Raw genomic sequence first — 19,760 nt, 5'->3', positions numbered from 1 at the left:
TACTCGATAGGCATATCAGATTTGTAGAAGTTGAGAATTTTTTTCATTTAGTATGGCGGATGTATCCATAGCGCATTCCATAGATAAGTCATTAGCGCAGGTGAATCAGCGCTTAAAAGCTGCGAAATTAGGGCTGCAAATCGAACGGCGAGGAGATCGCTTAAATCTGCGGGGTACGTTGCCACCACGGCCTGGTAGCCCTAAGCTACGCCCCTATCAACAGCGAGTTCCTTTAAAGTTGCCTGCGACTAAAGCGGGTCTGAAGCAATGTGAGCAGACGGCTAAAATCATTGCGGCTCAGTTATTGCAAAATACCTTTGATTGGCGCAACTATCTGGGAGTTGTTGCAGGATTGCGCATGGCAGGGGCTGATTTATCTGCGCAGATTGATGCTTTTGAGCAGTATTTTTTTGAAACCCGGCGCTCACAATCCTCAGCTGCTTCATTGCAAACGACGTGGGAAAAAGCTTACGTGCCTTACCTGCGGAAACTGCAAGCCACAGCAGAGCATCATCGTAACCTCAGTTTGCCTGAGGCCATTTATGCCACAGTGCAAAGTACCAAGGCCAATTCCCGTAGCCGTCAGATTTGCTGCACCGCTTTAGCTGCCTTAGCGGAGTTTCTAAATTTGGATCTGCCTACAGATCTCAAGTCCTTTTGGGGTAACTATGGCAATAGTCACACTCAATTACGGGAGCTGCCCTCTGATGAACAGATTATTGAAGTTTACGATAGCCTCAAAAATCCTCGTTGGCAGTATGTTTACGGCATGATGGCCACCTATGGTTTACGGAACCATGAGGTGTTCTTTTGCGATCGCACCTGCACCCCTAACGCTGAAATCATTGTCCGCGAAACCACCAAAACCGGCCACCACGAAGTTTGGCCCTTTTACCCCGAATGGGTAGAGCGTTTTAACCTCACCACTGGTGAACTCCCAAACGTCAATACCGATCTAGATGCAACGACTTTGCAGCGTGTCGGTCAGCAGGTGACCACCCAGTTTCGTCGCTACAAAATTCCGTTTTCACCCTACGACTTGCGTCATGCCTGGGCTGTGCGCACTATATTAATGGGCCTACCCGATGCCGTCGCCGCCAGAATGATGGGCCACTCGGTACAGGTACACAATCGGACGTACCACCGTTGGATGACCTACCGAGATCAGCAGGCGGCGGTGCAGGCAGCGTTAGCAAAAAATGAGATGAAGGCACCCATGTAGGGGCGTTGCATGCAACACCCCTACATCCAACACCCCTACAAATTGAATTTCAATTACATCACCATGCCGCCATCCACATTCATTACCTGACCGGTGATGTAAGCTGCTGCGGGATCAGCTGCTAAGAATCGAATGAGTCCAGCAACTTCACTTACTTGACCGTAGCGACCTAACGGAATGTACTTGAGAATTTCCTCGGTGTTAGGGAGTTCGCTGGTCATATCAGTCTCAATAAAGCCAGGTGCAACGGCATTGACGGTCACACTACGGCCTGCCATTTCCTTGGCCACAGTCTTTGTGAAACCGATGACACCTGCTTTAGCGGCACTATAGTTAGCTTGACCGGGGTTACCCATGAGACCGGCCACGGATGAAATATTAATGATGCGCCCTGAACGCTGTTTGAGCATGATTTTGGCAACGGCACGGGTGCAGAGAAATACGCCTGTGAGGTTGAGATCGATCACTGCCTGCCAGTCGGCGGGCTTCATTCTGAGTAGCAACGTGTCTCGGGTGATGCCGGCATTGTTGACTAGCACGTCGATGCGCCCAAACTTTTCCATAGTGCCCTTGATCAGGGTCTCTACCTGATCTTCTTTAGAGACATCAGCCTGAAGGGCAATGGCATTACCACCTGCACCCGTTATTTCAGAAACGACTTCATCAGCAGCAGTACTAGAGTGTGCATAGTTGACCACAACGCTGGCCCCTTCTGCGGCGAGGGCGAGGGCAGCTGCTTTACCGATGCCACGGGACGAGCCGGTAATGATAGCGACCTGATCTTGCATTGCTCCAGTCATGGTGAGGGGAAATGGTTAACGGCTCGATCACTCTATTATTTTTGGGGGTTGGGGATCAATTACCCTCTTTTCACTGCCCATCTTGACCCAAATAGTTAGCTTAAAATCCAGTACCTTACAAATGCTTATAAAAATGCCAAGAATTCCCTTAAATTCCCGCCATTTTGATGGGGCTCGCTTAGCATGAAGGCTGAACCTAGCCTGGATTTAGGACAATGGCTGTAAAACAACAATTTTCTAGTTTTGAGGATATGTTAGCTGGGTCTGATAAGCCTACGCTGGTGGATTTTTATGCTACCTGGTGTGGTCCTTGTCAGTTGATGGCAGGAGAATTGAAGAAAGTTAAGGATGAGCTACAGGATAAGCTGCAAATCGTGAAAATTGACACGGATCGCTACGACACGCTGGCATCCAAGTATCAGATCCATGCGCTACCGACTATGGTGCTCTTTAAGGATGGTCAAGAAGTGGACCGAATTGAAGGTGCCATGAACGCTACTCAATTGGTTACGCGATTACGGCCGAATTTATAATTGGGAACTGCTGACTCAACTGCTTGGTAGCAACGGGTATGATTGAGAGTCCCCAGGCATGCCTGGGCTCGTGACGACTCAGCAAAACAGTATGGAAACGGCGTGTGCCATTGCCCTGGGCAGTAACCTGGGAGACTCGGAGCAAACCATTGAAGCAGCATTGGCACAGCTTGATCGGGGTGGTATGCGGTTGAGGCGGCGATCGCAACTCTACAAAACCGCTCCAGTGGGTCCCCCCCAGCCTGACTACATCAATGCCAGTGCTGTTTTCCATACCACCCTGCGTCCTGATCAGGTGCTGCAGTTACTGCTAGTGACAGAGGCGAGCTTTGGTCGTATCCGGCGTGAGCGTTGGGGACCTCGTACGTTAGATTTGGATTTACTGTTCTATGGCGATCAGATCATAGATACGCCCAGACTGATTTTGCCGCATCCGAGAATGCATGAGCGGGCGTTTGTGTTGGTGCCCCTGTCGGAAATTGCAGCGGACTGGCGACATCCCGTCAGGCAGCGAACCGTGAAGGAATTATTGGGACAGGTTGATACGGCTGGAGTGTATCCACTGGTGGCTTAGAGACTGGGCTTTGACTACGCTCAGCTCTCATCGCATTAGTTGGCTGAGCGAAGCGCCTTTAATGGAGTTAGCCAGCGGCTCATGGTGTAACCTGATCCCGTTACCTCACTGCATCCAACACTATGTCTCTTGGTTTAGAACCGCCTCAGCTACTCAAAAAGTGTCTATTTTACGCCGGACGTAAGTTTGACTTTGAAGTCAACCGTCTCCGTCTACCCAACAAAGTGGAAGGTCAGTGGGAATGCATTCGCCATCCAGGGGGAGCGATGGCTATACCCATTACCCCTGACGGTAAGCTGGTGCTGGTCCGACAATATCGTTTTGCCGTGCAAGGAAGATTGTTAGAGTTCCCGGCAGGTACGATTGAAAGAGAGGAAGATGCATTTACAACCATTCAACGAGAGATAGAAGAAGAGACTGGTTATAGTGCCAGCGAATGGACCAATCTTGGCAAGTTTCCATTGGCCCCCGGTTACTCTGATGAATATATTTTTGCGTTTTTGGCAAGCGACCTTGAGAAGCTAGAAACAGCTCCAGCCCAGGATGAAGATGAGGATATTGAAGTTGTTTTGATGACGCCAGAAGAGTTTGAAAAAGCTGTTCTTAGTGGTGAAGGTGTGGATGCAAAATCGATTGCCGGGTACTTTATGGCAAAACCGTTTTTGAATAAATAAAACGAGAGTTTTAGAAGACATCCACTCATCTTATGTAGGCATACACTGATGTTGGCTTCTCAAAGTGCCGACAGTACATCAGCCCTTTATGGGACGACATGGAGGGCTGATTATTTGTTTTCAAGGATAATTTGGGATTTCTATGGTGCAATGAAGACAAAAAATGGTGTAGACATTGATAGTAATAAGACGATTAGCCACTGGGTTGTAGTCAATACCCAGAGTTTAGTGAATCCTGATGCGATAGAAATCATGGTGTCGAAATCGATCATGTCGGAACCGGTCATGGTGGAAATCATGACGTCTACCATGTCGAAATCTTCCACGGTAGAAATTATGATGGCGGACACTGCCATGACGGAATTCCCGGTTTCGGAAGAAAATTTCATCCCGCCGAAATTCCCCATGTCTGAAGTGGATTCGACGGATGCTGCCGTTTCGGAAGAAAATATCTCCCCGAAATCTATCAGGACGAAATCGACTGCGCCCGGATCGTCTTCTATGAAATCCTTTCTCTAAGGAGATACTAGTATCTTCTGTTTTTACCCATGGGCTTTCCCCATCTTCTAGATCTGCCAACTTATCTACGTTATTTGTAGAATCATTAATAATTTCTGTTGGTGTCTTGGGAACAGTCTCAAACTCGAAGGCAGCGGCTTTTGGCGTAAGAGCACTGAAATGAGCGCCCAAAATTAGGAGTGGTAGCCAATAAAGTTTCATGGGACCTCCAGCTTTTAAAGCTATGTAGAGGGATGGGGGCAGTGGTGGATTTAGAGGTGATGCACCCTTGGTAGATGCTTGAAATGAACCTTGATAGTTCCTAGGTTGACGCGCTCATATGAAATAAACGTGATGGCAGTCTGAAAAAAACATGAGTGATCTTGATCTAAATTATGGCTGCTTTCACTAACTTTGGTGTGCAGGGGAGTGAAGAATTCCCTAGCCAAAAACACAAAAAACACAAAAAACTCTTTCTTCACTATCAATGAAGAAAGAGGGCAATACGATACTTTGTTTCTACTGAGAGGAAAGAGTCGGCAATGACATTCCCTGAGTTCAACTTAGAATACCTGCGATTTTAATCTAATGCGAGGTTGCCACCCCTCTTTTAGACTTCTTGGTTATATTTCACGCCACGATAGGTGAGCTGTACACGCTGATGGGGGTGATTAGGAACCTTAAATGCCTTGCGCTTAAGGGGCGCACCACGGTAGGTGCCAATCTTTTCAGTATCAGTTACTTGAATATTTTCGAAGTGCGCTTCGTAGAGAGCGCCAAGAAATGAGAGTTTCATCTCGGTTCCTCCAAATGTGTAGATGCCATGACAGAAATATTTGGACAGCAAGAAAATCGCTAAAACTTCCCGCCAAAAACATCAAACTGTGTAATTGGTTACAGTTTATATGCTATCGGGATGCATTAAGGCTAAGTTAGTAAACCTTAAAGTGTAATTTAATATTTGCTTAATTGTGTGGCTAAGCTGTCCTTGCACTGGACCTCGTGTCCACAAACGTTCAGTGTTCCGGAGGCGCTAGCTTGGAGCTGCTAAACCTAGGCTATCCAGCATAAAGGCATATTCAAAGGCGGTTTCTTCGAGCCATCCATAACGCCCGGAGGCACCGCCGTGGCCTGCATCCATATTGGTTTTGAGAAGAAGCTTATTCTGATCGGTTTTTAACTCTCTCAGTTTTGCTGTCCACTTGGCAGGTTCCCAATAAGAGACTCGTGGGTCGTTAAGTCCACCCGTGATCAACAGGTCAGGATACTTCTGGGCTGTGACATTGTCATAGGGCGAGTAAGACTTCATGTAGTCATAGTACGCTTTCTCATTAGGGTTGCCCCATTCGTCCCATTCCATCACTGATAGCGGCAGGCTGGGGTCTAAGATGGTTGTTACAACATCCACAAAGGGGACAGCTGCGAGGGCAACTTTAAATAACTCGGGTCGTATATTTAATACGGCACCGATCAATAATCCACCGGCACTACCACCATAAATAGCGAGTTTGTCAGCGCTGGTCCATTGGTTATCGATCAGGTACTCAGCACAGGCAATAAAGTCCGTAAACGTATTTTTCTTATGGAGAAACTTGCCGTCCTCGTACCATGGCCGACCCATTTCACCACCACCGCGAATGTGGGCAATGGCATAGATGACACCTCGGTCTAATAGGGAGAGCCGGATAGAGGAGAAATAGGCCGATGATGATGCGCCATAGGATCCGTAGCCATAGAGAAAGAGGGGACTGTTGCCATTTCGCTCAGTTCCTTTTTTGTACACCAGCGAGATTGGCACTTCGGTGCCGTCGGGAGCCTTCGCCATCAACCATTCACTTTGATATAGGCTGCGGTCGTAGCCTCCAAGTACCGGCATCTCTTTTTTGAGCTCTCGTTCATGGGTGTCCATGTCATAATCAAATACTGAGGACGGAGTGATTAATGACGTGTAGGTAAATCGCAGAGTTTTGTTGTCAAATTCAGGCATGGCACCAGACCAGACCGAATAGGTGGGTTCTGGAAACTCTAGGGCTGTGTCTTCTCCTGTGGAAAGTTTGTGGATACGAATGGTGGGCAACCCCCCCTGGCGTTCGTAAATGATCAGATGGTCGATAAATACACTAATACCTGTCAGCTGTACATCAGGGCGATGGGGTATGACAGTTTCCCAATTCTCTTTGCCAAGTGCGTTGACTGGTGTCACCATTAGCTTTGAGTTAATGGCATCCTCGTTGGTAACAATGTAAAACCGGTCGAGGGTGTTGTTGTTGCCAGGATGGTGAGAAATGGAGTATTCCACGCCATGTTTGCGGGGACAAACTATCTGAAACTCTCCATCTGGATTATTGGCATCTAAAATCCAGATTTCGGAGGTGATTTTGCTGTTAATTGAGATGAATAGATAAGCTTCGCTGCGGGTGCCGCCCACTGAGAGATAAAAAGCATCGTCGGTTTCTTCGTAAACCAGTTGGTCGTTACCTGGATCTTCTCCCAAACGATGTTTCCATACTTGGTAGGGGCGATGGGCATCATCTAGTCGAGTGTAGAAAACAGTACGATTGTCGTTAGCCCAGATAACTTCACTAATGTTTTCAATTTTTTCTGGATAAAGATTTCCAGTGGTCAAGTCTTTGAATACTAAGGTGCAGCGCTCTGATCCATTGGTGTCTGTAGCATAGGCTAGCAACTGATGATCAAGACTCGTTTCATAGTCTCCCAAGGCAAAAAACTCATACTCCTCAGCTAGCTCATTTTCATCGAGCAAAATTTCTTCGGGGGCGTCTAAGCTACCTTGTTTACGGCATAGGATGCGATAGGCTTTGCCTTCTTCAGTGCGGCTGTAATAGTAATAATCCCCGTCTTTTGTGGGTACCGACAGATCACTTTCCTGAATGCGGCCTAGCATTTCGTTATACAAAGCTCTCTGAAAGCTCTTGTTATGGGAGGTTTGTGCGTCAGTGTAGGTGTTTTCAGCTTTGAGGTAATCCAGGGTTTCTGGGGAGTCGCGATCGCACAGCCAATAATAATCATCAATGCGAACATCCCCATGTTTTTCAAGGGTTTTCGGCTGTTTTTTGGCGATAGGGGCTCCAGACGTCATCAAAACTTTAACTCCCTGAACGTGTGCCCTTCTAGAATACTGAGCTAAGCCCTGGGAAGCCATGATGCATGGGTGTAGAATACCGTCCCTGTGAAGAAGTTTTGAATTCTGAGTTCTAAGTTTTGGGGTGTAGTGCAATTAAACCCCCCACTCAAAACCACCTATACTGATCGGATTCTCCCCTTTTTACCAAGTTTATGGCTGATCTGATCCTGTTTTGGCACCGTCGTGATCTGCGCATTAGTGATAATTTAGGCCTGGCCGCTGCTCGGGAACGGAGTCCTAAAGTAGTCGGGGTTTTTTGCCTGGATCCTGGCATCTTAGAAGCAGATGACGTAGCCCCAGCCAGGGTGGCCTATATGCTTGGCTGTGTGGCGCAGTTACAGGAGCGTTATCAAGCAGTCGGGAGTGAACTGCTGATTCTCAAGGGTAATCCTGTAGAACAAATCCCTCAGACAGCTTCGACATTGGGAGCTATGGCTGTCTATTGGAATCGAGATGTGGAACCCTATTCCCGCCAGCGAGATAACGCAGTGGCAGCAGCCCTGACGGAAAAAGGCATTGAAATGCGGACCAAAACTTGGGACCAACTGCTGCATGCACCGGGGGATGTGCTGACTGGAGCTGGTAAACCTTACACGGTGTATGGTCCTTTCTGGCGAAACTGGCAAAATTTAGTCAAACTACCTCCAGCTGCAACGTTGCAGGGGGCGGTGGGTCTGAGTGACGCGGAACGTGGGTTGGTAGATGCGATCGCACTGCCCTCGGCTAAAGCATTGGGCTTTACGTGGGATGCCCCATTACCCCTAGAACCCGGCGAGCGGGCCGCCCGTGCCCAGCTAGAATTCTTTGGTCATAAAGCCATTGAAGCCTACGATGAGCAACGCAATTTCCCCGCGGTGACAGGTACTTCATTGCTGAGTGCGGCCCTTAAGTTTGGTGCAGTGGGTATGCGTGAGGTGTGGCAGACGGCAATGACAGCCTACGATGCCTGTAACAGTGATGAGGGTCGTACCAATGTGCAAACCTGGATGAAGGAACTCGCCTGGCGAGAGTTTTACCAGCATGTAATGTTTTTCTTCCCAGAGTTAGCACATGGTCCCTACCGTGATGCCTGGAAAGATTTTCCTTGGGACAATGATGAAGAGAAATTTGCAGCTTGGTGTGAGGGACGTACAGGCTATCCCATTGTGGATGCTGCCATGCGTCAGTTAAATGAGACCGGATGGATGCACAATCGTTGTCGCATGATTGTGGCCAGCTTTCTCACCAAAGACTTAATTGTCGACTGGCGCTGGGGTGAGAAATATTTCATGCAAAAGCTGGTGGATGGTGATCTCAGTGCCAACAATGGTGGCTGGCAGTGGAGTGCCTCTAGCGGCATGGATCCTAAGCCGTTAAGAATTTTCAACCCGGCTAGCCAAGCTAAGAAATTTGATGCGGATGCAGACTATATTCGCCAGTGGCTGCCTGAGATTCGCCATGTGGATACGGGTGCACTGGTGAGTGGTAAACTCTCACCCCTAGATTTAGAGGGGACTGATTACGCTGCGCCTATTGTCGATCACAAAAAACAACAGGCTGTTTTTAAAGAACGTTATAAGGAACAAAAAGCTAAGTTGGGAGCCCTAAACGAACGTGATTAATGACACATGAGAAAATTAGGTGTACTGATTTCTGTCTCTGATAAACGGTGATTATGGGCAGTAATGGTGCAGTATGCTGTTTTTCCCGCTAGTTCATCCGGATTTTTATCAGTTCATATTGATTAAATCTTTATAACAAGGTTTTTCTATGCCGAAAATCGGGCAATTTTGAAGAGAGGTCGTCATAACGACCAGCATGATGGAAATGCACTTAAAGAGGAATTGAATCGATATGACAAATTCTGGTGGCGTTGAAGGGGCTGACAAGAAAGTTGTAGCCGGTATTTTAGGGATTTTGCTGGGTGCTTTTGGCATACACAAATTTTATCTGGGGTATACCAACGAAGGCATTATCATGCTGCTGGTTTGCCTGATTGGTGGCACTGTGACCTGTGGTGTGGGTTCTGCTGTAGTGGGTGTGATTGGTCTAGTTGAAGGTATTCTGTATCTGACTAAGTCGGATGAAGAATTTGTCAGCACTTATATCACTAATAAAAAGCCATGGTTCTAACGTAGAGTCATGGTACTTGCAAAATCGTCAATTTATTTGCGCCTCGGTCTATTAGGAGCGTTATGTACACCGCTCTTGATCGTGGTGCTGACTTCATTTGGATATGAAATAACGCTGTGGGGATGTCCGCTAAATGCATTGGTGGGCATCCCCTGTCCTACTTGGGGGATGACGCGAGCGGTGTTTGCGATCGCAAACCGTCAGTGGTCAGCGGCTATTCATTACCATCTCCTGGCTCCTTTGGTTGTCATACTCTGGGCAGTTGCCCTAGTTCAGGTCAGTATTGAGCTTTGGACTAAGCGCCTATGGAGCCGCTGGTGGCGACATCGCAGTCTATGGAGTACCGGGCTTATACTAATGTTTGGATATCACGGTTTCCGGTTATACCAACTCTGGATGTCAGGGGCACTAGCTACAAACATGCAGCAGTCTTTTCTAAGTTCTCTAATCTAAATTAAAGCAGCTAAATAATTACTATGCGTAATCGTACACTACCTCTTAAAGCAGGATTGGCCATCGCAGGATTGACCTACTGTCAAATCTTTGCCCATATGGAAATCAACCCTTTTCTAAAAAACTATTTGATTCTGGTGCCGATACAACTGGGAGTGCTGATGTATTTCGGCTACATGCATTGGAGTGGCAAGTATAAACAGCCCTAGACGCTGCCACAATTTGATTTCTTACCCATAAACCCTTTCACTGCACTGGGTTTGCAGGGTCGCTTGGCTGCCTCATGCTCAAAGCTATGCTTCATTTGAGCGATGCCCGCTACTCAAACGATTTATTAAAATAAACACTTACATGACAGCCTTAACCTTAAATTACTCCGCAGAAGAGCCCCGTTTAAAGATCTCTCAAGATTTAACCGAATTCCCCCTAGAAATTTTAGAACAAGCCGATTCGTTGGAAATTCTAGATCTATCCAATAATCACCTCAGGACGCTGCCACCTGAATTCTCTAAGTTAAAAAAGCTGAGAATTGCCTTTTTCAATAACAATCAGTTTGAAGAATTTCCAGAGATATTAGCCGCCTGCCCAAATCTCTCTATGGTGAGTTTTAAGGGCAACAAAATGAAAACGATTAGTGAAACGGCCCTGTCACCCAACCTTCGCTGGTTAATTCTGACTAACAATCAGCTAACATCATTGCCCAAGAGCATTGGTAAGCTCAGTAAACTACAAAAGTGTATGCTGGCAGGTAATCAGTTACGCTCGTTGCCGGACGAACTGGCCAATTGTCAAAGCTTAGAACTCATGCGACTCGCAGCTAATCAGCTACAAACTTTGCCTAGCTGGCTTTTTGATTTACCCCGGTTAACCTGGTTGGCCTATGCCGGCAACCCATGTAGTCAGGCTACAGAAGTTCAACAAAATAATACCCTAGCCACCATTGATCCAGCAGAACTACAGCTGGGTGAAGTCTTGGGCCAAGGGGCCTCTGGGGTTATCTATAAAGGCCTGTGGACGCCTGAAACAGCATCGACTCCAGCTCAAGATGTGGCAGTTAAGCTGTTCAAAGGTGACATTACTAGCGACGGTTTGCCTCTAGATGAAATGCAGGCCTGTATCGCAGCGGGTTCCCATCCTAATTTAGTCAAAGTATTCGGTAAACTAAGCCACCCCATTGATGGCAAGGCGGGTTTAGTATTCTCCTTTATTACCGCTGAGTACGGTAACTTAGGTAACCCTCCCAGTTTAGAAACCTGCACTCGAGATACGTATGCCGATGGTATTACATTTAGACTCCCTGTTATTCTCCAAATTGCCAGGGGCATCTCCTCTGTCGTTGCACACCTCCATAGCCACGGTATTATGCATGGCGATCTCTATGCCCATAACATTCTAGTCAATACTCATGGGAAGAGTATTCTCGGAGATTTTGGCGCAGCGTCTTTTTACGCCCCGACAGATACAGAGGTCGGGCAATCTTTCCAGCAGCTTGAATCTAGGGCCTATGGTTGTCTCTTAGAGGATTTGCTAGCACGTCATATTTCCGAGAATGATGAGATGGAAATAAAGATATTTCAAGCTCTTCGGGATTTGCAGCAGCGTTGTATGGACGCGGTTCCCAGTGAACGCCCATTATTCAGTACAATCAATGAATTGCTGACAGAGGTATCCACACTTGTTTGAGGCTACTCCCTTTCGGGTTCATCATCCTACGACCAGGCTATGTCCGATTGTGGCCAGTATTCCCCATAGTGGCTTGGTGATTCCGGAAGAGGTTATCACCTCGCTAAACCCTCAGTATCAAGATTTTCTGCCCCACCAAGACTGGCATCTGGATAAGCTCTATGACAATTTACCCAAGCTGGGTATTACGGTGTTGGCTGCCAACTACAGTCGCTATGTTGTGGATCTCAATCGAGCTGCTAAAGCACCTTTTATGGGAGGGTTTTGGCAAGCGGCAGTACCACGACAGACTGCTTACAAGCAGTCCCTGTATCGTCACTTACCATCAAGCCATCAGGTTCAAGATCGAATTGATCACGTTTATCGCCCTTACCATCAAAAGCTGGAATATCTTCTACAACAAATAGTTGACCAATTTGGCTATGCATATTTGTTAGATTTACACAGCTTTGCAGGACCGATTGTGGATCAGGTTTGCCTGGGTAATGGTAATGGCAAAACCTGTTCTGACAAGCTGATGTCAGCTGTTGAAGCAGCATTTGTATCACAGGCCTATCAGGTCGCACAAAACCATGTGTTTAATGGCGGATATATCACTCGCCACTATGGTGCAATGCCAGGTGTGCAATCGTTACAGATTGAGCTTCGATATCACAACTATCTCAATTTAGAACAACTTGAACAGCCTCGTATTCCCGATTGGGATATCCCTGAATTTCATCAGGCCAAACAAAACATTCAGGCCGTTTTTAGTCATTTGACCCAATCGATACTGGTGCCGTCTAGTGGAGAAGATAGCTGAAAAGTCTGTATCCTAGGGATTTCAGAAATCTTATGGAGATGAGCAATGGGTCTATCAGCGTTTCATGGCGAGCATCAGCCCATCTGCAATTGGCAATAAACTCATGGAAACACGCTCATCCGAGTGAATTTTCTGATTCAGGGCATGAATACGCTTTGTGCGATTATCCTGTTCTGTGAATGGATTGGCGACTCGCCCTGACCACAAAACGTTGTCTACAGCGATTAAGCCGCCTGACCGTACGAGCTGTAGAGCCTTCTCATAATAGTTGTTGTAGTTGCTCTTATCTGCGTCGATAAATGCAAAGTCAAAACTGTTACTATGACCTTCGGCAATGAGGTGGTCAAGGGTTTCGAGTGCCGGAGCGATGCGTAGGTCTATCTTGTGGTCAACTCCAGCTTTTTGCCAATACTTGCGAGCCATGCCTGTATACTCATCACTAATGTCGCAGGCAATAAGCTGACCATCGTCGGGCAGTGCCATGGCCACAACTAGCGAACTATAGCCAGTAAAAACGCCTATTTCTAGCGCTTTTTTCACCCCTAATAGCTGTACCAATAACCCCATAAACTGACCCTGTTCTGGGGCAATTTGCATCACTGCTCTAGGGTGCTGAGCATTCTCTTCTCTTAACTGCTGGAGAATCTCACTGTCTCGAACGCCTACAGACAGTAGATAGTCATAGAGATTTTCAGTGAGGGTGAGAATTTGAGTAGACATTGAAGAGGCTGCTGGGACTTTGGATTCTGAGTGCATGCACATCATAAACTAGAAAACTCTAAGGGAAACAACCCAGCCTTTAAAGATATTCAATTGAGTAAGAAGGGGCGATTCTACAAGACTTAGAGCTCAATGGTTCTCTTTTGCAACGCTAATGCTGATATCGTTTGACGGTTTGCTAACCTAAGGTACAAAGCGTGAGGAACACCTAATGGATGTGACCCAGGTGGTGCAGGTATCTGCACGGGTGGGGTGGATCATTGAAGTGAGCCAGCAAGACGATGGATATCGCTGCTGGGTAATCAACCGTGAATTGGATGTCTTGAGTGATGGGCACATATACGCCACTAGCAGTGCCGCTCTAGCCGCAGGCAGATTATTTGTTGAAAGGAATTAGGTGCTTAGAAGTCTTTGAATAGCCTATTGGCATTCTATTGGCATTAAATTAGTAAGAAGTAGGGTCCTAGGAATGCATTTTCCTAGGACCCTTACTTTTTAGATGAGCCTGTAATTAGCTCAGAAAAATTACTGTCTGCTACCCATTTAGGGCTGGCACAGCACCCGACGCATGGTTTTCATATTGCCGGGTAAGTCAATGCGCATGGCCTGCTCTAGCAAAAACTTAGGTGCTGGAATCATGGGTGTGGCTTTGACCGAGTAGGTCAGTAGCGTACCTTCACCAAAATCTTCTAGTACAAGGTCGGCGGCAAAGTCTGCAAAAGTGCCGCGTTCTAGCCGAAACTGAATGCTCTGATGCAGATGCTCAACGACGTGAAGGTAAATTTCTACCTGAGCGGTGAAAAGGATAAAGGCTTTGCGGGCTGCCTGGTAGAGTTTGCGAGTAATGCGCTGGGACTGCTGTCTGACGTGGTGTTTTACGGACGCTTCTAACTCGCGGCTGTGGGTAATGTCGGGAAAGTAATGAACCCAGCGACTGTAGTCAGTGAGTTGCTCCCAAAGTTGCGATCGCACTAACGGCACATACATTTGAGCAGTAACAGCGGCACCTTTACCTTTGTGGTTAGTATCGGTCGCAATTAAGATATCGCCGCGCAGCAAAGCTGTTTGTTGTGTCGTCGAAACCATAGGATTCAATAAGGAAAAACTTTATATATGCTTAATAAATCTGCCGAATAACTGAGACGCCCCAAAGCATCCATTAGCTTAATGTAGATTGCAAGTTTGTACCGATTCGTTGCCCATTATTAACCAGGCGATATGAGACAAGTGTCAAGCAAACACATTTTTGCGTAAAACCTTAGTAAACCTTGTTGTTCCCTCGATACATGTACCTACTCCGAACCGATGGCTAATCGTTTTCGTCTGCGTCCAATTACTCAACTGTTGCTGGCCACCATCGCGATGACAGCCATTGTCTGGATATTGCGTGGTACGGGCCTCCTGTCATTTCTGCCGGGCATTATTATCTGGTTGCTGATTTTGACATGTTTTGCGATCGCACTCTTTAGCAGCGTGCAATCCACTCGATAGGATAATGCACACTGGTCTTGAAATGTAAATTATTTCTAAATCAAACGTTAAATAAACTTTAAATTCACTCTGCTAGGTTGCCGGGGAGTTGTGAGGCAATCAGCAATGGAACTATTGAGAATATTGGGAATTTCCCTGCTATTACTACTGCTAGGGGACTTTGTCGCTACGTTTATTTACCACGTGCCGGAGCATGTGTTTGGCCGTTACCACAGCATCGTGCACCATAGCCCCAACCGTAGTTTTGTGAGTTACGCCTTCCGCAAACATTGCCCCCAGGCCCTACTGCCAGGATTTTTGGGCGCGTTGCCCTACCTAATGTGGGTGCCATTGCTTTGGCTATTGTCTCCCGTGGGGACCGTGATTGGGCTGTTACTGGCTGAGCTGCACGTGATCTGGCGGCACCAGTTCAACCCAGACTATTGCACGCCTAACTGGATTAAAACCATCTGCCGTTGGCTATGCATTACCACGCCTGAGCGCCATCACCTCCACCATAGAAATGCAAATCTGGCCTATGGTGATGTCTTTACGTTTTACGGTAAGCCAGCTCAATATTGGCTTACATTTTTGCGGCAGCTTAAGCGCCAGTGGGTTTAACAGGTCTGCTGCTAACTATTCTGGCCGTATTTTTACGGGTATCCCTTTATGGTTTCCCTCGTGTAGTTATGGTTTTCCAAAAGGGTATGCCCGCAACCCATCGATCGGTGGAACGCATGCCACTGCAGTCCGTCGAACACATCGCAGCCACAGCATCCTGTAAGGTTAAGGATGAATCGGCTCGCCGACGCAGAGATAAGGAGTATCATGACCATCCAAACGGTTTCGACAACGCCTTTTTCAGATCAAAAGCCGGGCACATCCGGTTTACGTAAACAGGTCGCTGTTTTTCAAAAGCCTAATTATCTAGAGAACTTTGTTCAATCTATCTTTGATAGCTTGGAGGGCTACCAGGGCCAAACGCTGGTTGTGGGTGGAGACGGTCGCTTCTACAATCGCCAAGCGATCCAAATTATTCTAAAAATGGCCGCTGCTAGCGGCTTTGGTAAAGCCCTTGTGGGGCAGGGTGGTATTTTCTCCACACCGGCAGTTTCCTGCATTATTCGCAAGTATGGAGCCTTTGGTGGCATTATCCTTTCTGCTAGCCATAACCCTGGTGGCCCCGATGGTGACTTTGGCATTAAGTACAACATCGGTAATGGTGGCCCCGCTCCAGAAAAAGTAACCAGTGCCATCTTTGATCGCAGCAAGGTCATCGATAAGTACGAGATTCTCGATGCTGAAGATGTGAACCTGGATCGGGTGGGCACTACTTCCCTGGGCAATATGACCGTTGAAGTGCTTGATGCGGTCAATGACTATGCCGCATTGATGGAAACTCTATTTGACTTTGAGCAAATCCGTCAGCTGCTTACCTCCGGCAATTTCAACATGTGCATGGATTCGTTGCATGCAGTAACTGGCCCCTATGCCAAGGCCATTTTTGAAGGTCTACTGGGCGCTCCTCAAGGCACCGTGCAAAACGGTGAGCCTCTAGAAGACTTTGGCGGTGGGCACCCTGACCCCAACTTAGTCTATGCCCATGACCTGGTAGAGGTCATGTTTGGTAGCAATGCCCCTAGCTTTGGTGCAGCTTCTGATGGCGATGGCGATCGCAACATGATCGTCGGTAGCAACTTCTTCGTTACCCCCAGTGACAGCCTGGCGGTGCTAGCGGCTAATGCCACTTTGGTTCCCGGCTATCGTGACGGCATTGCAGGTGTGGCCCGCTCTATGCCCACGAGCCAGGCCGTGGACCGTGTGGCTGAAAAACTGGGCATCGACTGCTACGAAACCCCAACCGGTTGGAAGTTCTTTGGCAACTTGCTAGATGCTGACAAAGCCACCCTGTGTGGTGAAGAAAGCTTTGGCACCGGCTCTAACCACGTTCGTGAGAAGGATGGCCTCTGGGCCGTGCTGTTCTGGCTCAATATTCTGGCAGTGAAAGGCCAGTCTGTTGAAGCAATCGTCAAAGAGCACTGGGCGACCTATGGTCGTAACTACTACAGCCGCCATGACTTTGAAGGGGTGGAAACGGCTGTAGCCAATCAGCTGATGGATGGCTTAAGAGCCAAGCTCTCCACCATGAAGGGCCAGCAATTGGGCAGCTACACCGTCGACTATGCCGACGATTTCAGCTACACCGACCCCATCGATAACAGTGTGAGTCAAAAGCAAGGCATCCGCATCGGCTTCACCGACGGTTCCCGCATTGTGTTCCGCCTCTCCGGCACCGGCACCAAAGGAGCCACCCTACGACTTTATGTCGAAAACTACGAGCCCGATGCTGCTAAGCATGACATCGATACCCAAGCAGCTCTTGCACCTCTGATTCAGCTAGCTGATGAAGTTGCCAAGATTAAAGAGCTGACTGGGTTTGACAAGCCTACGGTTATTACCTAAATCTACGACGCCACTATCTGAGCACTCTCCCCTTCTGGGAGGGTCTCCGGGGCGGGTTAACCGTTAGCGCTACTGCTTCAACTCACTCTGTCTTAAAGGTAAATTCCCAGAGAATCGCCAAGCTCGTCCTAGCTACCTGGCACCGTCACACTACTCTGAACCTGCTGTCTATCTGCACTCTTTGCATATTTCTCAGCCACAGCGGTTACTTCAGCCACCCGCTTAGCATTGCTAACCTCTTCAGCCTTAGCTTTGGCTGCCGCCGCTTCCTTGGCTTTCAGGCCATTCTGGGCCCGTGTCAAAAAAGATAAAGTAAATCCTACGCTCAAGTAGGTCGCGCTCATAATCGCCCATCCTTCAATGACGTAGGTCATCATATGATTCAAGGTTTCAACGGTCATGATGCGCTCCTGTCGGTATAAATAACTTTGATCAAAAGGATTCTGAAGATCAGAGTTACTCGCTAGCTAGCGGAAACTCAATACAACACAAAATGTTTTGATCACCATTTAAGCAGGTTCTTTTTGGGATCGGTACTTATCGCAAAAAATATTTTGGACCGGCTTTTATAAAGAAGGTCTCAAATACATCTGCAGTCTCTAAGTGATCACAAGGTGTTGCTGTAAATTGTCGAATAGCCTGTATTCCAATGGATTGAGGCTATTCATTGTATATATAACTTTATTAATTAAGACTATGAATTTTGCCGCTTGTGTGAAGCCTTTGACAGGGGCGTTGGTGGGAGTATTGGCGATCGCTACACCCACCCTGGCCTTACCCTCTGCCGAAAGTGAGATTGAGAACTATGTAGGGGTAGGTGTACGAACGGGGCTTAACGATGATACAGCAGCCGTACTTGATTCCAAGTTGGAGGTGATTCCGTTTGAGCAGGGGAGTTTATCAGTACGCCCTGCTATTTTGATCGGTGAGGACTTTGAAGGTCGTTTACCCGTCTCCTTTGATCTGGCGTTAGATGAGCAATTTTTGGTCTTTGGCGGCGGCGGCTTTGCCTATAACTTTGATGACAGTGACCTTGACCCCATGATTACGGGGGGGGTTGATATGGCTGTCAGTGAGCGCCTCATTCTGAATGTAGAAGGCAATCTGATTTTCAAATCTAACGATACAGATGCAGAAGTTGCGGCATCGATCAACTGGCTGTTTTAGAACTGGCTGTTTTAGAACTGTTTAGTACTATTCAGGCTATGGCGCTGTTCGGTATTGTGAAATACCGAGCGTCACTGTCTGAGTTATGTCTACCCGCTTGTCTTTCCGTACAAAATTTGCCTACGGTGTTGGTGAATTAGGAACGGCTGTTCCCATTGGCCTGGCAATTTTTTATCTACTGTTTTTTCTCACAGAGGTGGTGGGGCTGTCTCCCACACTGGCTGGGACAGTGCTGCTCATTGGACGAGTGTGGGATGCCGTTAATGACCCGATTATTGGCTGGCTAAGCGATCGCACCCAGTCCCGTTGGGGACGTCGTTATCCCTGGCTGGTGCTGGGCGCTTTGCCCCTGGGCTTTTTCACCTTCATGCTCTGGTTGGTGCCTCCCCTGGAGTCAGAGACCAGCCTATTTATTTACTATGTGCTGATGGCTGTGGGGGGCTATGCGGCGTTTTCGGTAATTATTTTGCCAATGGTTGCGATCGCAACCGAACTTACCCCCGACTATGACGAACGCACCAGCATTATGTCGGTGCGTTCAGCAGCCAATATTATCGGCTCGGTGGTGGGGCTAGTGCTGGCCCAGATTATCTTTGCCCTGGTGGAAAACACCCGACGCCAGTACATGATTCTGGGTGCGGCCAGCGGCATCTTTATTGTGATAGCCATTGCTGTGTGTGTCGTTGGCACCTACGGTCAATACCGTCCGGTGATGCGTAAACAGCCTGAATTATCGCCCCACCCCATGGGTCGTCAGCTGCGTCGGGTCTTTGCCAATCGGGCATTTCGTTGGGTGATGGGGCTATACCTGTGTTCTTGGGTCGGAGTGCAGGTAACAGCGGCGATGCTGCCTTTTTTCGTGACGGATTGGATGAACCTGGGAGAGCAGCATTTTACCCAGATGGCCATTGCGGTTCAGGGTAGTTCCGTGGTGCTAATGCCATTTTGGCTGTGGGTGACCAAGCGCACGAGCAAGCAGATGGTTTACTACGCTGGGGCACCTTTAGCGCTCATCGGCGTATGTATATTAGGTCTGGTGCAACCGGGGCAGATAGGTCTCATGTACGTCATCGGCGTGGTGATTGGGGCAGGGCTATCCACATTTTATCTAGTGCCTTTCGCCATGTTGCCCGATGTCATTGATGACGAAGAACTGCGTACCGGTGAACGTCAAGAAGGCATGTTTATTAGCCTGATGGTGTTTTTGCAGAAAGTGGGTGTGGCGATCGCCATCTTTCTCTCCGGCTGGATGCTGGATTGGGCCAGTCAAATTGGACCGAACGCTCATCTACTGATTATCCGATTATTAGCCAGCGCCTTACCGAGTCTTTTAATTTGTGGTGGTGTTTATTGTGTATATCGTTATCCCTTAACCCGCAAGGCCCATCATCGTATTCGTCTACAACTAGAACGGAGCCGCAAACAACCTCAACGTAATTAGGTT

At 47.8% G+C, this 19,760-nt stretch carries 23 protein-coding genes; 17 read left to right on the top strand and 6 right to left on the bottom strand.

Annotated features, from left to right (window positions below):
- Positions 1-52: 52 nt before the first annotated feature.
- A complete protein-coding gene (locus QGP82_RS07735) occupies positions 53-1,222 on the top strand; it encodes a site-specific integrase (protein WP_163668325.1) in 1,170 nt (389 codons plus the stop codon).
- A 53-nt stretch (positions 1,223-1,275) separates the two neighbouring features.
- On the opposite strand, the gene fabG is transcribed toward QGP82_RS07735, so the two are convergent.
- A complete protein-coding gene (gene fabG, locus QGP82_RS07730; protein WP_499058192.1) occupies positions 1,276-2,022 on the bottom strand; it encodes a 3-oxoacyl-[acyl-carrier-protein] reductase in 747 nt (248 codons plus the stop codon).
- Positions 2,023-2,237: 215 nt separating this feature from the next.
- Between fabG and trxA the strand changes: the two genes are divergently transcribed.
- From trxA to QGP82_RS07710, 4 genes are all read left to right on the top strand, one after another.
- The gene (gene trxA / locus QGP82_RS07725) at positions 2,238-2,555 is read left to right on the top strand and encodes a thioredoxin (protein ID WP_163668323.1); all 318 of its coding nucleotides are present in this window, start codon (positions 2,238-2,240) and stop codon (positions 2,553-2,555) included.
- Positions 2,556-2,613: 58 nt separating this feature from the next.
- Positions 2,614-3,129, top strand: coding sequence for a 2-amino-4-hydroxy-6-hydroxymethyldihydropteridine diphosphokinase (folK, locus tag QGP82_RS07720; protein WP_163702931.1), 516 nt, complete (start codon positions 2,614-2,616; stop codon positions 3,127-3,129).
- Positions 3,130-3,251: 122 nt separating this feature from the next.
- Positions 3,252-3,803, top strand: a complete 552-nt coding sequence (locus QGP82_RS07715) for an NUDIX hydrolase (protein WP_499058189.1) — start codon at positions 3,252-3,254, stop codon at positions 3,801-3,803.
- Between the two features lie 48 nt (positions 3,804-3,851).
- Entirely contained in the window at positions 3,852-4,322 is a 471-nt protein-coding gene (locus QGP82_RS07710; RefSeq protein WP_163668316.1) for a hypothetical protein, read from the top strand.
- Positions 4,323-4,911: 589 nt separating this feature from the next.
- On the opposite strand, the gene QGP82_RS07705 is transcribed toward QGP82_RS07710, so the two are convergent.
- Both QGP82_RS07705 and QGP82_RS07700 read right to left on the bottom strand, forming a co-directional pair.
- A complete protein-coding gene (locus QGP82_RS07705) occupies positions 4,912-5,097 on the bottom strand; it encodes a DUF4278 domain-containing protein (RefSeq protein ID WP_006517942.1) in 186 nt (61 codons plus the stop codon).
- Positions 5,098-5,334: 237 nt separating this feature from the next.
- The gene (locus QGP82_RS07700) at positions 5,335-7,401 is read right to left on the bottom strand and encodes a S9 family peptidase (RefSeq protein ID WP_499058187.1); all 2,067 of its coding nucleotides are present in this window, start codon (positions 7,399-7,401) and stop codon (positions 5,335-5,337) included.
- A gap of 197 nt (positions 7,402-7,598) precedes the next feature.
- Between QGP82_RS07700 and QGP82_RS07695 the strand changes: the two genes are divergently transcribed.
- From QGP82_RS07695 to QGP82_RS07670, 6 genes are all read left to right on the top strand, one after another.
- On the top strand, positions 7,599-9,047 hold the full coding sequence (locus tag QGP82_RS07695; protein ID WP_499058184.1) for an FAD-binding domain-containing protein: 1,449 nt from the start codon (positions 7,599-7,601) through the stop codon (positions 9,045-9,047).
- A 232-nt stretch (positions 9,048-9,279) separates the two neighbouring features.
- Positions 9,280-9,558 (top strand): TM2 domain-containing protein, encoded by a 279-nt coding sequence (locus QGP82_RS07690; protein WP_006517939.1) that lies wholly within the window; start codon positions 9,280-9,282, stop codon positions 9,556-9,558.
- Positions 9,559-9,567: 9 nt separating this feature from the next.
- Positions 9,568-10,011: a DUF2752 domain-containing protein gene (locus QGP82_RS07685; protein ID WP_163663864.1), complete on the top strand. Its 444-nt coding sequence runs from the start codon at positions 9,568-9,570 to the stop codon at positions 10,009-10,011.
- A 23-nt stretch (positions 10,012-10,034) separates the two neighbouring features.
- Positions 10,035-10,220, top strand: coding sequence for a hypothetical protein (locus QGP82_RS07680; protein ID WP_006517937.1), 186 nt, complete (start codon positions 10,035-10,037; stop codon positions 10,218-10,220).
- A 142-nt stretch (positions 10,221-10,362) separates the two neighbouring features.
- Positions 10,363-11,694: a protein kinase gene (locus tag QGP82_RS07675; RefSeq protein WP_163663866.1), complete on the top strand. Its 1,332-nt coding sequence runs from the start codon at positions 10,363-10,365 to the stop codon at positions 11,692-11,694.
- A complete protein-coding gene (locus QGP82_RS07670; RefSeq protein ID WP_499058181.1) occupies positions 11,687-12,496 on the top strand; it encodes an N-formylglutamate amidohydrolase in 810 nt (269 codons plus the stop codon). The genes QGP82_RS07675 and QGP82_RS07670 overlap by 8 nt, the downstream gene beginning before the upstream one ends.
- Before the next feature lie 54 nt (positions 12,497-12,550).
- Here the strand turns inward: QGP82_RS07670 and QGP82_RS07665 are convergent, their stop codons facing one another.
- On the bottom strand, positions 12,551-13,216 hold the full coding sequence (locus tag QGP82_RS07665) for a class I SAM-dependent methyltransferase (protein WP_499058179.1): 666 nt from the start codon (positions 13,214-13,216) through the stop codon (positions 12,551-12,553).
- A gap of 211 nt (positions 13,217-13,427) precedes the next feature.
- On the opposite strand from QGP82_RS07665, the gene QGP82_RS07660 reads away from it, so the two are divergent.
- On the top strand, positions 13,428-13,613 hold the full coding sequence (locus QGP82_RS07660) for a hypothetical protein (RefSeq protein ID WP_006517933.1): 186 nt from the start codon (positions 13,428-13,430) through the stop codon (positions 13,611-13,613).
- Positions 13,614-13,759: 146 nt separating this feature from the next.
- On the opposite strand, the gene QGP82_RS07655 is transcribed toward QGP82_RS07660, so the two are convergent.
- Positions 13,760-14,302 (bottom strand): SRPBCC family protein, encoded by a 543-nt coding sequence (locus QGP82_RS07655; protein WP_163663872.1) that lies wholly within the window; start codon positions 14,300-14,302, stop codon positions 13,760-13,762.
- Between the two features lie 219 nt (positions 14,303-14,521).
- Between QGP82_RS07655 and QGP82_RS07650 the strand changes: the two genes are divergently transcribed.
- From QGP82_RS07650 to QGP82_RS07640, 3 genes are all read left to right on the top strand, one after another.
- On the top strand, positions 14,522-14,707 hold the full coding sequence (locus QGP82_RS07650) for a hypothetical protein (RefSeq protein ID WP_163663874.1): 186 nt from the start codon (positions 14,522-14,524) through the stop codon (positions 14,705-14,707).
- Between the two features lie 105 nt (positions 14,708-14,812).
- Positions 14,813-15,307 (top strand): sterol desaturase family protein, encoded by a 495-nt coding sequence (locus QGP82_RS07645; RefSeq protein ID WP_163663876.1) that lies wholly within the window; start codon positions 14,813-14,815, stop codon positions 15,305-15,307.
- Between the two features lie 207 nt (positions 15,308-15,514).
- Positions 15,515-17,149 (top strand): alpha-D-glucose phosphate-specific phosphoglucomutase, encoded by a 1,635-nt coding sequence (locus QGP82_RS07640; RefSeq protein WP_499058175.1) that lies wholly within the window; start codon positions 15,515-15,517, stop codon positions 17,147-17,149.
- Positions 17,150-17,277: 128 nt separating this feature from the next.
- Here QGP82_RS07640 and QGP82_RS07635 read toward each other — a convergent pair whose 3' ends face one another.
- On the bottom strand, positions 17,278-17,550 hold the full coding sequence (locus tag QGP82_RS07635) for a hypothetical protein (RefSeq protein ID WP_499058173.1): 273 nt from the start codon (positions 17,548-17,550) through the stop codon (positions 17,278-17,280).
- 295 nt (positions 17,551-17,845) lie between these two features.
- Here QGP82_RS07635 and QGP82_RS07630 point away from each other — a divergent pair, with 295 nt between their 5' ends.
- Both QGP82_RS07630 and QGP82_RS07625 read left to right on the top strand, forming a co-directional pair.
- A complete protein-coding gene (locus tag QGP82_RS07630; protein ID WP_499058172.1) occupies positions 17,846-18,316 on the top strand; it encodes a hypothetical protein in 471 nt (156 codons plus the stop codon).
- A gap of 85 nt (positions 18,317-18,401) precedes the next feature.
- On the top strand, positions 18,402-19,757 hold the full coding sequence (locus QGP82_RS07625; RefSeq protein ID WP_490794193.1) for an MFS transporter: 1,356 nt from the start codon (positions 18,402-18,404) through the stop codon (positions 19,755-19,757).
- Positions 19,758-19,760: the final 3 nt, after the last annotated feature.

The organism is Leptothoe sp. LEGE 181152, assembly GCF_032906605.1.
In the GTDB taxonomy this organism is placed as follows: domain Bacteria; phylum Cyanobacteriota; class Cyanobacteriia; order Phormidesmidales; family Phormidesmidaceae; genus Leptothoe; species Leptothoe turfae.
Note: the sequence above shows the minus strand (reverse complement) of the source record. Positions and strands in the feature narration are given on the sequence as shown.